The organism is Flagellimonas aequoris (assembly GCF_003584165.1).
Taxonomy (GTDB): domain Bacteria; phylum Bacteroidota; class Bacteroidia; order Flavobacteriales; family Flavobacteriaceae; genus Flagellimonas; species Flagellimonas aequoris.
This window is the reverse complement of the sequence record NZ_QXFJ01000031.1, coordinates 124,466-137,327: the sequence shown is the minus strand read 5'-3', so window position 1 is coordinate 137,327 and position 12,862 is coordinate 124,466. Positions and strand designations below refer to the sequence as shown.

The 12,862-nt window shown below is 43.2% G+C and carries 13 protein-coding genes; 9 read left to right on the top strand and 4 right to left on the bottom strand.

Annotation, left to right across the window (positions count from 1 at the left end; genetic code table 11):
• The first annotated feature begins 6 nt into the window (after window positions 1–6).
• Entirely contained in the window at window positions 7–645 is a 639-nt protein-coding gene (gene pyrE / locus D2U88_RS18375; RefSeq protein ID WP_119642007.1) for an orotate phosphoribosyltransferase, read from the top strand.
• A gap of 10 nt (window positions 646–655) precedes the next feature.
• Window positions 656–1,054 carry an SRPBCC family protein gene (locus D2U88_RS18370; protein ID WP_119642006.1) on the top strand — a complete coding sequence of 133 codons (399 nt, stop codon included), beginning with the start codon at window positions 656–658 and terminating at the stop codon, window positions 1,052–1,054.
• Here the strand turns inward: D2U88_RS18370 and D2U88_RS18365 are convergent.
• Window positions 1,048–1,734, bottom strand: coding sequence for a biotin--[acetyl-CoA-carboxylase] ligase (locus tag D2U88_RS18365; protein WP_235855827.1), 687 nt, complete (start codon window positions 1,732–1,734; stop codon window positions 1,048–1,050). The two genes, D2U88_RS18370 and D2U88_RS18365, sit on opposite strands and share 7 nt — an antisense overlap.
• A gap of 139 nt (window positions 1,735–1,873) precedes the next feature.
• Here D2U88_RS18365 and rsfS point away from each other — a divergent pair, with 139 nt between their 5' ends.
• From rsfS to D2U88_RS18335, 6 genes are read left to right on the top strand one after another with little or no spacing between them, the layout of a single operon-like run.
• Window positions 1,874–2,251 carry a ribosome silencing factor gene (gene rsfS, locus D2U88_RS18360; RefSeq protein ID WP_119642004.1) on the top strand — a complete coding sequence of 126 codons (378 nt, stop codon included), beginning with the start codon at window positions 1,874–1,876 and terminating at the stop codon, window positions 2,249–2,251.
• Between the two features lie 6 nt (window positions 2,252–2,257).
• Window positions 2,258–4,204, top strand: coding sequence for an ATP-dependent zinc metalloprotease FtsH (gene ftsH, locus D2U88_RS18355; RefSeq protein ID WP_119642003.1), 1,947 nt, complete (start codon window positions 2,258–2,260; stop codon window positions 4,202–4,204).
• Between the two features lie 50 nt (window positions 4,205–4,254).
• The gene (locus tag D2U88_RS18350; protein ID WP_119642002.1) at window positions 4,255–4,863 is read left to right on the top strand and encodes an LUD domain-containing protein; all 609 of its coding nucleotides are present in this window, start codon (window positions 4,255–4,257) and stop codon (window positions 4,861–4,863) included.
• Between the two features lie 4 nt (window positions 4,864–4,867).
• Window positions 4,868–5,671 carry a phosphatidate cytidylyltransferase gene (locus D2U88_RS18345; protein WP_119642001.1) on the top strand — a complete coding sequence of 268 codons (804 nt, stop codon included), beginning with the start codon at window positions 4,868–4,870 and terminating at the stop codon, window positions 5,669–5,671.
• Complete coding sequence (locus D2U88_RS18340; protein ID WP_119642000.1) at window positions 5,661–6,329, top strand: phosphatidylserine decarboxylase family protein; 669 nt, start codon at window positions 5,661–5,663, stop codon at window positions 6,327–6,329. The genes D2U88_RS18345 and D2U88_RS18340 overlap by 11 nt, the downstream gene beginning before the upstream one ends.
• Window positions 6,322–6,585, top strand: coding sequence for an acyl-CoA-binding protein (locus D2U88_RS18335; RefSeq protein WP_119641999.1), 264 nt, complete (start codon window positions 6,322–6,324; stop codon window positions 6,583–6,585). Before D2U88_RS18340 ends, D2U88_RS18335 begins: the two co-directional genes overlap by 8 nt.
• Here D2U88_RS18335 and D2U88_RS18330 read toward each other — a convergent pair.
• Window positions 6,582–7,850 carry a sterol desaturase family protein gene (locus tag D2U88_RS18330; protein ID WP_119641998.1) on the bottom strand — a complete coding sequence of 423 codons (1,269 nt, stop codon included), beginning with the start codon at window positions 7,848–7,850 and terminating at the stop codon, window positions 6,582–6,584. The two genes, D2U88_RS18335 and D2U88_RS18330, sit on opposite strands and share 4 nt — an antisense overlap.
• Window positions 7,851–8,121: 271 nt before the next feature.
• Entirely contained in the window at window positions 8,122–10,746 is a 2,625-nt protein-coding gene (locus tag D2U88_RS18325; protein WP_119641997.1) for a valine--tRNA ligase, read from the bottom strand.
• Window positions 10,747–10,945: 199 nt separating this feature from the next.
• Here D2U88_RS18325 and D2U88_RS18320 point away from each other — a divergent pair, with 199 nt between their 5' ends.
• Window positions 10,946–11,338 (top strand): DUF1573 domain-containing protein, encoded by a 393-nt coding sequence (locus D2U88_RS18320; RefSeq protein WP_119642252.1) that lies wholly within the window; start codon window positions 10,946–10,948, stop codon window positions 11,336–11,338.
• Between the two features lie 57 nt (window positions 11,339–11,395).
• Here the strand turns inward: D2U88_RS18320 and D2U88_RS18315 are convergent, their stop codons facing one another.
• Window positions 11,396–12,736 carry a PDZ domain-containing protein gene (locus D2U88_RS18315; RefSeq protein ID WP_119641996.1) on the bottom strand — a complete coding sequence of 447 codons (1,341 nt, stop codon included), beginning with the start codon at window positions 12,734–12,736 and terminating at the stop codon, window positions 11,396–11,398.
• Between the last annotated feature and the right edge of the window lie 126 nt (window positions 12,737–12,862).

The following is a 12,862-nucleotide window of genomic DNA, read 5'->3' as shown; positions in this document are numbered from 1 at the left end:
TGCGCAATGGTTTTAGATAAGGAAATCGCTAAAAGAACAGCAGGGCTGTTGCTACAAATTAATGCAATTAAGTTGGAACCCGAAAATCCATTTACATGGGCATCAGGTTGGAAATCCCCAATTTATTGCGATAACAGGATAATGCTTTCCTATCCTGAAATTCGAAATTTTGTTAGGGAAGAAATGGCCAAGCAGGTAGAAAACCTCTATGGAAAACCTGATGTGATCGCCGGTGTTGCCACAGGTGCCATCGGCATTGGCATATTGGTTGCCGAAGCGTTGGGGCTCCCGTTCATTTACGTAAGGCCCGAACCAAAATCACATGGTAGGCAAAACCAAATAGAAGGTTATTTTGAACCTGGGCAGAGTGTGGTGGTCATCGAAGACCTCATCAGTACGGGAAAGAGCAGTCTGAATGCCGTTCGCGCCCTTAAGGACCAGAATGCCAAAGTAAAGGGTATGGTGGCCATTTTCACCTACGGATTCCCAGTGGCGACCAGCAATTTTGAAGCAGAAGGAGTGGAACTCCACACCCTCTCCGATTACAACCATTTAATTGAGCAAGCCTCCGAGACGCACTACATTAAAGAATCACAGTTAAAAACCCTGTTGGAATGGAAATCCAATCCGCAGGAATGGAAATAAAACATCAGCAATGCACATAGAAGCCACTAAAAAGAAAGTTGCCAAGAGCGACAAGGAAGTATTTGATTTCTTGACCGATATCAAAAACTTTGAAACGTTGATGCCTGAAAACATCGACAAGTTTGAGGTATTGGATGAAAACACCTTCAAATTTGCGTTGAAGGGAATGCCCGAAATTGTTTTGAGGCTCAAGGAACAAAATCCCAACGATAAAGTGATCTTGGGTGCAGCCAGCGATAAATTACCTTTTACCTTGACCGCGGACATTACTGCATTGGGTGACAATGAAAGTGAGGTAGGTTTGAGTTTTGAAGGGCAGTTCAACGCCATGATGGCCATGATGATTAAATCCCCCATTACCAATTTCATGGAGACCTTGTCCGCTAACATGGACAAAATCGGTCAATAAAGTAGGGTCACCTCCTTTAAATCATATTCCTTAAAAATCTGGTCTTCCAGTTCCAGAACAAGCTTGCCTGCGGGAGATACGCTTCTTATAAATCCCATGAACATGTCCCCTTGGGTATTTGTAAATGTAGATGGTTTGTCCTTTCGGAACAACAACTTTTCATAGGATGGCAACAACTGGGAAACGGTTTTTGCTTCCATGCCATTCAAATGATGTTGCAGTCGATTCAATATGTTGTGCAGCAGTTCGTCCAGGTCAAAGGTTTTCCCTGTCAACAATTTCAGGGAAGAGGCCTTCCCCAAATTTTCAAAGAAGGTTTGGTTTACGTTCAACCCGATACCGATGATGGCATGACCGACCAACGACCCTTTTAGCACATTTTCGATCAAAATGCCACAAATCTTTTGTGAACCTGACATAATGTCGTTGGGCCATTTTACACTGACATTGGGCACGGAAAGTCCATGAAGCACATCGAACACGGCCATGGAAACTCCAATGTTCAGCAAAAATTGATGATTCACATGCAGTGCATCAAAACTTTTCAAAACACTTAAAGTCAGGTTTTTACCTTCTTCAGATTGCCAAACAGTTCCCATTTGCCCCCTGCCCTTGAGCTGTTTCTTTGCAACGACTACGGTGTAATCGTCCAACTTCACGGATTGCAGAAGTTCTTTCAAATACAGATTTGTGGAATCCGTGGCATCAAGTTTGATTATTCGAGTTTGTTCTCCCAAAGTGGTGCGCCTTATCGATTTGTTAAAAACTAAGGCTAAGAAAACAAAAAAAACATAACTTTGTAGAAACTAAAATTTTTGAATGCAGAAAACGAAAGCTAGCGCAGATGAACTGATTGCCTTGATCTTAGAAGGGATAGAAGACGTTAAAGGAGTTGACATTAATCTACTGGACCTGAGGGAAATCGAAAATACCGTTTGCGACTATTTTATCATCTGCAATGGTACTTCCAACACGCATGTAAACGCAATTGTATCCTCTATCCAAAAAACAGTGAGCAAGGCTTTGCACGACAAACCTTGGCATATTGAAGGCTCTGAGAACGCTGAATGGGTATTGATGGACTATGTAAATGTTGTGGTGCATGTATTTCAAAAACACATTAGGGAATTCTACGACATTGAGGGACTTTGGGGTGACGCCAAAGTAACCATGGTGGAGAGCAGCTACAATTCTTAAAACAAAATGGCAAAAGACAACAATTCAAATACACCCCCTAAGAGGCCGCGTTTTAGTTCGTGGTGGATATATGGCGTGGTTATCGCTTTGATCATCGGTTTCCAATTTTTTGGTGGAAGCAGTTTTTCAAGTACTGAAAAAACCACGACTTCCGAGTTACAGGAATTCTTGCGCAATGGTGATATTGCCAAGATCGTGATCATCACCAACACAAGACAGGCAAAGGTCTACCTTACAGAGGAAGCCCTTAAAAAGGATGTGCACAAAGGCGTGGCCAAAAAGCCATTGTTCCCTTCCAGTGGATTGGTCCCCCAATATGTGCTGGATTATGGGGATTTACAGATTTTCCAGAACGAAATCACCGAAATCAAAAAAGAAAACAACCTAGATACCATTGTTGAATTCGATACAGAATCCAATGTACTGGGCGAACTTCTATTATCGTTGTTGCCATTTGCGCTGATTATAGGTATTTGGATCTATTTGATGCGAAGGATGTCCGGCGGCGCCGGTGGAGGAGCCGGAGGCCAGATATTCAACATTGGAAAGTCAAAGGCCAAATTGTTTGATGAAAAAACGGATACCCGCACATCCTTTAAAGATGTTGCCGGATTGGAAGGTGCCAAGGAAGAGGTGCAAGAAATTGTGGAATTCCTGAAAAACCCGGATAAATATACTTCCCTTGGAGGAAAAATTCCGAAGGGAGCCCTTTTGGTAGGCCCTCCAGGAACAGGTAAGACCCTTTTGGCCAAAGCAGTGGCCGGAGAGGCCAAAGTGCCTTTCTTCTCCCTCTCAGGTTCAGACTTTGTTGAAATGTTTGTAGGTGTGGGTGCCTCTAGGGTACGTGACCTTTTCAAACAGGCAAAGGACAAGTCCCCTGCCATTATTTTCATTGATGAAATCGATGCCATTGGACGTGCCAGGGGTAAAAACAACTTTACCGGTTCCAACGATGAAAGGGAAAACACCCTGAACCAATTGTTGACCGAAATGGACGGTTTCGGGACCAATACCAACGTAATCGTATTGGCTGCCACCAACCGCGCCGATGTACTGGACAAAGCCTTGATGCGTGCCGGTCGTTTTGACCGCCAGATTTATGTGGACCTTCCGGATCTGAACGAAAGAAAAGAAATTTTTGAAGTGCACCTTCGTCCTATAAAGACAGCAGAAACCCTTGATCTTGACTTTTTGGCAAAACAAACCCCTGGTTTCTCAGGTGCCGATATTGCCAACGTGTGTAACGAGGCTGCCCTGATCGCTGCCCGAAAAGAGAAAAAGGCAGTGACCAAACAGGATTTCCTTGATGCGGTGGATAGAATCGTAGGGGGACTTGAGAAAAAGAACAAGATCATCACTCCAGAAGAGAAAAAGACCATTGCCTTCCATGAGGCAGGTCATGCCACAGTAAGCTGGATGTTGGAGCACGCCGCTCCATTGGTAAAGGTCACTATTGTTCCCAGAGGCCAGTCCCTTGGAGCAGCATGGTACCTTCCTGAAGAGCGCTTGATCGTCCGCCCCGAACAAATGTTGGACGAAATGTGTGCTACCATGGGTGGTAGGGCCGCGGAAAAAGTAATATTCGACAGAATCTCAACGGGTGCTTTGAGCGATTTGGAAAAAGTGACCAAACAGGCAAGGGCTATGGTAACCATTTACGGCCTTAACGATGAGCTTGGAAACATTACCTATTACGATTCTTCGGGTCAAAATGAATATGGATTTACCAAACCCTACAGTGAGGAAACGGCACAAAAAATAGATCAGGAAATTTCCAAGATGATCGAAGAGCAGTACCAAAGGGCCATAAAATTGTTGGCCGACAATAAGGACAAGCTCACCGAACTTGCAGAAAGGCTCTTGGAGAAAGAGGTTATCTTTAAGGATGATCTTGAAAAAATCTTCGGTAGAAGGCCCTTTGAAAAACAAGAAGAACTTGAACCTGCCAAATAATATTAAGTCTATTCGATAGAATCAAATTGAAAATGCACCGGATACAATAGATGGGAGTTTTTAAAAAACTTTTTGGAGGAGGAAAAAAGGTTTCCAAGGAAACTGCGGAAACCCGTGGAGAACATATGCCCGATCTAAAAATTCCAGTGGATGAAAAATTCACCATCTATTTCAAGAAAAACGGAGGCAAATTTATTTACTGCGAGGATTTTTCTGAGGTATCCGAGGCATTAAAAAATATCATTTCGGAGAACGATTGGCAAAATCATCTACTCTATTCTTTGGACCCTAGATTGGAAACCAAGTTTTCCTCGGAAAATTTGAAATTTACCGATAACAGGCAAGAAAGTGACATCTTTTTTACTACTTGCGAGCATTTGGTGGCCCATAACGGTTCCATACTGGTATGTTCCAATCAGATCAAGGAGAAAAAATTGGATGAGCTACCCTCAAACTTGATTGTGTTCGCGACCACCAGTCAGTTGGTGGACTCCATCAGTGAGGGACTCAAGATCATCAAGGAGCGATACCAAAAGAATATTCCCAATAACATTACCACACTTAAACACTTCCAACTTACCCAGGAAAACAAGGATGATTTCCTTTCTTATGGGAGTGCCTCAAAAAATGTCTATCTTTTACTACTAGAAGACTACTGATTTCATGAGAGAAATTTTACGACGCTCCATCACTGGAGTCATCTACGTGGTGCTTCTCTTGGGGACTGTTTTTTTGAGTTCGGATGCCTTCGACTTCCTCTTTATGGCCTTTGGACTGGCCTGTTTGTATGAATTCAAAAAGATAGTACGGATTAAGGGGTACTACATTTTTTTAGCCTATTTGGCTTTATGGTGGGTGTATATCTATTTGGTACAGGACGGTGACCTCGTTACAGTACTCATGCTCCTGACCATCACAGTCGACTTGGCCCTCTTGATGTTCCTTTTTTCTAACCGGCCTAGAAAGTTCACCGATTTTCAAAAATTTGTGATTGCCGTATTCTACATCGGTGGCGGGTGCATTTTTTTGACCATGATCCCTTATAAACAGGAAGATTTTGCCCAATTTCTCATCATGGGCATTTTTATATTGATTTGGGTCAATGACACTTTTGCCTATCTTGTAGGAAGGGCATTCGGGCGTACAAAACTTTTCCCTTCGGTTTCTCCAAAAAAAACCATTGAAGGTTCTATCGGAGGTCTTATTTTTGCACTGGTAGCCGCATATATTTTGTCATGGTACGAAACAAAACTTACCGTGGCACAATGGATGGCAATGGCTGCCTTGATCGTGGTTGCCGGTAGTCTGGGTGATCTATTGGAATCCAAGTTCAAACGCATGGCCGGGGTAAAGGATAGTGGTGCCATTTTGCCCGGTCACGGTGGAATTTGGGACCGATTGGACAGCTTGGTGTTCGCCGCACCCTTTGCCTATTTGATACTTAATTTATTCTCCTATGTTTCATAAAGAGGGTCAAAAAATAATCATTACCACATTTTTTATCGTGGTCGCTGCCATTCTGGCCTCACAATTTTATATGGATTTGGAATGGGCCCGATATGTGGTACAGATAGCTGCCCTGTTTCTATTGATTGCCATCCTGCAATTCTTTAGGAACCCAAAAAGACCCGTTACACCCAATTTTGATGAGATTTTGGCCCCTGTTGATGGTAAGGTTGTGGTAATAGAGGAAGTGGACGAGCCCGAATATTTTAAGGAACGAAGAAAACAGGTTTCCATCTTCATGTCGCCCGTTAATGTACATGTGACCCGATATCCTGCCAGCGGTACGGTAACCTATTCCAAATACCATCCAGGAAAATATTTGGTGGCATGGCATCCAAAATCGAGCACAGAGAACGAACGGACAACCGTAATACTCCATACACCCAAGTTCGGGGAAATCGGATATAGGCAAATTGCCGGGGCCATGGCACGTCGCATTGTCAACTATGCCGAAGAGGGAGAACAGGTTACACAGGGACAAGATGCAGGGTTCATCAAGTTTGGCTCACGCGTAGATCTTTTATTGCCCTTGAACTGCAATATCACCGTTAAGCTGAACCAAAAAGTGGTCGGTGCCAAAACATGTATAGCTTCCTACAGATCCGATGACGATGATTGATGAAGAGCTACATAAAAAGTTCAATGAAGCTGTTGAATACGTCAATAGCTATACAGAACCCCTCCCCGCTGATTTCTTACTGAGACTGTATGCCTATTTTAAAATAGCCAACAGGAATTTTGACAATCCCGGAAGCAGGACACCTCTGATCAATGCCTTCAAGGCCAATGCTCTGTTCCAAGCAAAGAACATCGGTCCAAAACAGGCCATGAAAAAATACATTGAGCTTGTCGAAAAAGAATTGAAATCCCGCTAGGAAACCAAATCGGGTGTTGCCAACGACTTTTCAAAATAGGTAAAATAAATGGCCCCAAAAATGGTGACCACAAAATAGAGTGCCACCAGATAACTTCCCATGGCCCAAAAACTATCGATTCCAAACCAGTCATTGGTCCAGTAAATCAAGGCCAAACCGGCAACGCCCCTAAAAACTTCTATCCAAATGGCATACCCCGCCCGGTCCATTAAAGTGGTGTAGCCATATACCCCCAGAAAAACAAAGGCACCGAACAACAAGAGACCATCAAAACCGATTTCGGAGTAATTGTAGAACATAAAGAGCATCAATATGGTGGTCACCGTCAATTGGAACAGCGAGTATGCCTTCAAGGCCGTGGATGCTTCAGGTTGATATTTTTTAAAATGGTACACATCCTCTATGATCTCTACAGGGTACTTGTCCTTTACATCCTTGGGACGCCAACCCGTGGGCATAAACCAAATCCGCAGTTTGTCCCAATAGTTTTTGGTCCTCCAGGCATCTTTCATCAATCGCCATAAATGTTGAAAATTGATGATGATGGGATTCCAAGTATGGGCAGGTTTCAATACTCCATATTGTGGTGGGACTTCATCCAGTTCCTCTTGGAAGGTTCCGAACATACGGTCCCACACACAGAAAATCTGCCCTAGATTCTTATCAATATACTCTGCATTGATGGCATGGTGCACCCTGTGCTGCGATGGGGTTACGATTACATATTCCAACCAGCCCATTTTACCAATATGCCGGGTATGGTACCAAAACTGGGCAAAGAGGTGGATGGGTGCCAAAACGGCGATAACCGTATTGGGAACGCCCAAAAGTGCTGCCGGAATCAACAATAGCGCGTAATACCCCAAAAGATTGGAAATGGGCTGGCGAAGGGCGCAGGCCAAATTAAACTCTTCGCTGCTATGATGGATCACATGTTGGTTCCAGAAGAAATTGATGTGGTGGCTCAACCGATGGTTCCAATACCCTGCAAAATCCAACACAATAAAGGCCACTACCCAGACCAGCCAAGTGGATTTGATCTCGATGAGCGCTAAATGTTCCAACAAAAAAGGATAACTGACCAGTATGATCCCCAGACCCAATGAGTCCTTGACCACATTGGTGAGACCAGAACTTAGACTGCTCACGGTATCCATAACGTTGTGCATCTGCTTTTTTGCAAAACGTCCATAGAGCACTTCTACCAATACCAACCCTAGAAAAAATGGTGTAGCATATAACAATGCCGTTGCGTACGATTCCATTTGTAAAATTTAAAGTTAATCCAATGCAGGTACGGGGTATGCGTCATGAATTTACTCTAAATTTTTAAATAAAGCTATATCGTTTGCGTAAGTGAGATTCGAAATGGACTGCGAACTTCTTTTTATACGGGAAGAAATTCCCAGCTTGCTCTTATCCCTGTGCTTCAAAAAATAATTTCCACCTCATAAATTTTCCTGACACTTTATGAAAAAGAAAAAGGGAAGTCCCCTTCCCTTTTCAAAAATCATTACTATTTACAACCAAAGAAGACTATTGCAAACTGGCCAAACTTTTTTCCAAAGTTTCAATTTTGGCCTCGGCATCGGCGGCTTTTTTACGTTCGATGGCCACCACCTGCTCCGGGGCATTGTTCACGAAACGTTCGTTGCCCAATTTGCCCTGCACCGATTTCAAAAAGCCTTTGGTATACTGAAGTTCCTCCTTGATCTTTTTAATTTCCTCTTCCACATCGATGGCCCCGGTAATGGGAATAAAATATTCATTGCTTTTTACCCTAAAGCTCAAAGCACCGTCCATGCCGGCATCAATGGTTTCCAGTTTGGAAACATTGGCCACCTTCTTGATAATGGTGTCCATATTATCTCCAATACCTTCCGAATTGAGCATAAATAGCTCCAAGGCATCCTTTTGTGGAATGTTCTTTTCCTTCCTAATGGTTCGGATTCCAGAAATGACTTCAACGGCAAAATCAAAGTCGGTTATAAGTTTGGAGTCCACTTTTGCTCCTTTTGGCCATTGTGCTACAATTAGTGCTTCTTCTGGAGTGCGCTCGGCAATATGCTGCCAAACTTCCTCGGTCAAGAATGGCATGAAGGGGTGCAACAGTTTCAGATTTTCCTCGAACAACTCAATCACTGCATTGAATGTGACTTGGTCAATGGGTTGCTGATACGCTGGTTTCACAATTTCCAATAGCCACGAACAGAAATCGTCCCAAACCAATTTATAAATGGCCATCAAGGCATCGGAAATACGATATTTTGAAAAATGATCCTCGATTTCCCCTAGGGTTTGGTTCAACTTGGCCGTGTACCATTCTATCCCAATTTTTGATGCTTCAGGTTGGGAAATATCCGCAACTTCCCATCCTTTTACCAATCGGAAGGCATTCCAAATCTTATTGGCAAAATTGGATCCTTGTTGACAAAGGGCTTCATCGAACATAATATCATTCCCCGCTGAAGAACTTAACAAAAGCCCCACTCTTACACCATCCGCACCAAAATCCTCTATCAATTTTAATGCATCCGGAGAATTGCCCAATTGTTTGGACATCTTTCGGCGTTGCTTATCACGTACCAATCCGGTAAAGTACACATTTTCAAAAGGTCGTTTACCTCGATATTCATACCCCGACATGATCATACGGGCCACCCAAAAAAAGATGATATCGGGTGCGGTGACCAAATCACTGGTCGGATAATAATAATTCACCTCTTCGTTATCAGGATCCAAGATCCCCCCAAAAACACTCATGGGCCACAACCACGAAGAGAACCAAGTATCCAAAACATCGGAATCTTGGCGTAAATCGGATTGTTGGATTGCTGGATTTTTGGATTTAGCCAATTCCAAAGCTTGCTCTGGGGTTTCCGCAACCACAAAATCTTCCTTCCCATCCCCGTAGTAGTAGGCCGGAATCTGCTGTCCCCACCACAATTGACGGGATATGTTCCAATCACGGATACCCTCCATCCAATGACGATAGATATTCTCGAATTTTTTGGGGTAAAACTTGATGTCGTCGGTGTTTAAAACCGCATCCAAAGCAGGTTTGGCCAAAGTTTCCATCTTCAAGAACCATTGATCGGACAGCCTGGGTTCTATAACGGCCTTGGTCCTTTCGGAAGTACCCACCTTGTTGATGTGCTGTTCCGTTTTCACCAAAAATCCTTTTTCTTCCAGTTCCTTGGCGATTTCCTTGCGGACCACAAAACGATCCTTTCCCTGGTAATGCAATCCAAAGGAGTTTAAGGTAGCATCCTCGTTGAAGATGTCGATGACCTCCAAATCGTGCTTTTCACCCAGATTCTTATCGTTCTCATCATGTGCCGGCGTCACCTTAAGGCACCCGGTACCGAACTCCACATCCACATATTCATCTTCAATAATCGGGATAACTCTACCACAAATGGGCACAATGGCCTTTTTGCCACGAAGATGGTGGTATCTTTCATCATTAGGGTTGATGCAGATAGCAGTATCTCCCAAAATGGTCTCTGGGCGGGTTGTGGCAATCGTCACTTTTTCATCGGAACCTTCAATGGCGTAGGCCAAATAGTATAGATTACCTTGTCTTTCCTCATAAATTACCTCTTCATCGGATAGGGTTGTTTTCGCCTCCGGGTCCCAATTCACCATTCGGTAACCCCTGTAAATCAATCCTTTATTGTACAAATCCACAAAAACCTTGATCACGGATGCGGACATATCGTCATCCATGGTAAACTTGGTACGGTTCCAATCACAGGAACAGCCCAATTTTTTCAATTGTTGAAGGATGACTCCCCCATATTCGTGGGTCCAATCCCAAGCATGCTTTAAAAAATCCTCTCGGGACAAGGTTGCCTTATCAATGCCTTCCTCCTTTAACTTTGCCACTACTTTGGCCTCTGTGGCGATGGAGGCATGATCCGTACCGGGTACCCAACAGGCATTTTTTCCCAACAGTCTTGCGCGACGAATGAGGACATCCTGAATGGTATTGTTGAGCATATGCCCCATATGAAGCACTCCCGTAACGTTTGGTGGCGGGATCACAATGGTGTAGGGTTCCCTTTCATCTGGGGTGGAGCTAAAATAATCGTGCTTTGTCCAGTAGGTATACCAATGCTCTTCAACCCTTTTGGGCTCATATTTTGATGGGATTTCCATTTTTCGGTATAGTTTTTGTTAAATAAGGATTTGGATTGGTTTTTTTGAAGGGAAAGCGCTATGTTAATTTTATGCTATTCTTCGGATGGATTCCAATCCAGAAATACGAAACAAAAATAAGTAACGTTATTACATAACAAAAGAATTTTGGATGCAGGTGTGAAAACATCTACTTTTGAAATTCACCCAAAAACCAAAAATGATGAAAAAAACTGTACTCGTGCTGTTTTTAGGGCTTATTTCCCTAGGGATCTATGCGCAAGAAGCTACGGCTAAAATTGAATTTAAGAGTGAGACCATCGACTACGGTGAAATTGACAAGGGAAGTGACGGTGTCCGTGTATTTGAGTTTACCAATACCGGAACCGCACCTTTGGTAATCAGCAATGTTAGATCTAGCTGCGGATGTACCATCCCCAAAAAACCGGAAGAACCGATCATGCCAGGAAAAACCGGTAAGATCGAAGTGAAATATGACACCAACAGGGTTGGCCCCATCAGAAAGGCCATTACCGTGACATCCAATGCCGATACCCCTACAAAGGTTTTGAAAATCAAAGGAGAAGTCAAGGGACCTGGTGCCAGTAAGTAAAAAGAAAATTATATTTTGAAGAGCCCCGAAAATATTCGTTTTTGGGGTTTTTTATTTTTAATCGTCGTCAAAGACCTTTTTCAATACAAAGGAGAACAATAGGTCTTTGTTGTACCGTTCGATCAGGACCCGAATACGCTTTCCTTCTTTCTCGTTCAACATTTTGAGGATTTCCTGAATCTTATATCGGTGCACCCCTTTGCCGTTAACGGCCAGTATCACATCCCCCTCACGAAGACCTGCCTCTGCCGCCGGACTTCCCGCCCGAATACTGGACACCACAATTTCTGGCACCAAGCTTAGCTTTGTGCGATTTTCAACCAAAATCTTGACGTTTCCAAAAGAAGAGTCGTCATCCTTCACAATACCATTGCTGTCGGCAATACTTTCGGCGATATACCGAAGACCATTGTGCTGCAGTTCGATTCCGGCCAAATTGTATTGAAATGGTTCTCTAAAATTCCCGTTTTTCTTAAGGGTCACTTGGCCACGGGAATAATCGAACACCATATTGAACCGTTTAAGGACCTCGCCTCCCACACTTCCGTTACGATCGCCCAAATTTTCCAACCCTCCAAAAAACTCCCTGTACGGAAAGGCCACTTTGGCATCCTTGAGTTCAAAATCCCCGATACGGACTCCTTTTATCTTTGAGCGCTTTCCAAAAATATCACCACTCAGTCCTCTTCCTAAATGATCTTCATAATTTTTCTCCGGCACTTCCAATCCTCGTTCGGGTTCACGGAAAAGCCATAGGGCATCGCTACTTCCGGTATCCACCAACAATTTTACCTTTATGTTTGCGGTATCCCTCATCAAAACCGTCCCCTCTACATAAGCTTTTCTCTTATCCACGATAAGAGGAATGGTCTGGTCGTTCTTTCTATTCTTATGACGATAGAGTTCAGGGTTATGCAATTTTATGTTCTTGGAGCCATAGTTTACTTCAACGACAAAGTCGCGGAACAAATCATATCCCATAATGCCATGCACGGGGATTCCCAAAGAGGTGGATAGATTGATGTCCCTGTCCAATACCACATATAGATCTTGGGAAAAGTTTTTCGCATTGCCCAATCTGAAGATATTTCCTTTGGAGCTCAAGGCCTTCATGGGCTCCCCATCACCCAATCCCCTAATGGTCACCTCTGAAACATTGTTGATGGGCACGGAATCCGATTCGGATAGATTGAAAAGAATAGGTTTACTAACACCTGAGTCCAAGATGAAAGTTAGTTCAGCGCCATTGATCTCTATGGGGATAATGATCAAGTTGTTGATGAGTTCAAACCTGATCTTTTCAAACTTTTGCCCACTAGGCAAATCATATCCTTGTGCCAAAACCGTTAATGGCACCATTAAAAGAAGCGCAAAAAAAAGAAATATTTTTTTTAACATACTTACTTTTAAAAGGTTATGCTTATTAAATATACAAAATCAAAAGAAATAACCCCTTTAATTTAACATTTTGATAAACGAACAAATCTTCCCTAATATGTTGTTTTCAAGTCTTGGTTTTCCCAT

Excerpts from the sequence above, each read along its gene's own strand:
- pyrE (WP_119642007.1), top strand. The coding sequence starts at position 7 with ATGGTTTTAGATAAGGAAATCGCTAAAAGAACAGCAGGGCTGTTGCTA.
- D2U88_RS18370 (WP_119642006.1), top strand. The coding sequence starts at position 656 with ATGCACATAGAAGCCACTAAAAAGAAAGTTGCCAAGAGCGACAAGGAA.
- rsfS (WP_119642004.1), top strand. The coding sequence starts at position 1,874 with ATGCAGAAAACGAAAGCTAGCGCAGATGAACTGATTGCCTTGATCTTA.
- ftsH (WP_119642003.1), top strand. The coding sequence starts at position 2,258 with ATGGCAAAAGACAACAATTCAAATACACCCCCTAAGAGGCCGCGTTTT.
- D2U88_RS18350 (WP_119642002.1), top strand. The coding sequence starts at position 4,255 with ATGGGAGTTTTTAAAAAACTTTTTGGAGGAGGAAAAAAGGTTTCCAAG.
- D2U88_RS18345 (WP_119642001.1), top strand. The coding sequence starts at position 4,868 with ATGAGAGAAATTTTACGACGCTCCATCACTGGAGTCATCTACGTGGTG.
- D2U88_RS18340 (WP_119642000.1), top strand. The coding sequence starts at position 5,661 with ATGTTTCATAAAGAGGGTCAAAAAATAATCATTACCACATTTTTTATC.
- D2U88_RS18335 (WP_119641999.1), top strand. The coding sequence starts at position 6,322 with ATGATTGATGAAGAGCTACATAAAAAGTTCAATGAAGCTGTTGAATAC.
- D2U88_RS18330 (WP_119641998.1), bottom strand. The coding sequence starts at position 7,850 with ATGGAATCGTACGCAACGGCATTGTTATATGCTACACCATTTTTTCTA.
- D2U88_RS18325 (WP_119641997.1), bottom strand. The coding sequence starts at position 10,746 with ATGGAAATCCCATCAAAATATGAGCCCAAAAGGGTTGAAGAGCATTGG.
- D2U88_RS18320 (WP_119642252.1), top strand. The coding sequence starts at position 10,946 with ATGATGAAAAAAACTGTACTCGTGCTGTTTTTAGGGCTTATTTCCCTA.
- D2U88_RS18315 (WP_119641996.1), bottom strand. The coding sequence starts at position 12,736 with ATGTTAAAAAAAATATTTCTTTTTTTTGCGCTTCTTTTAATGGTGCCA.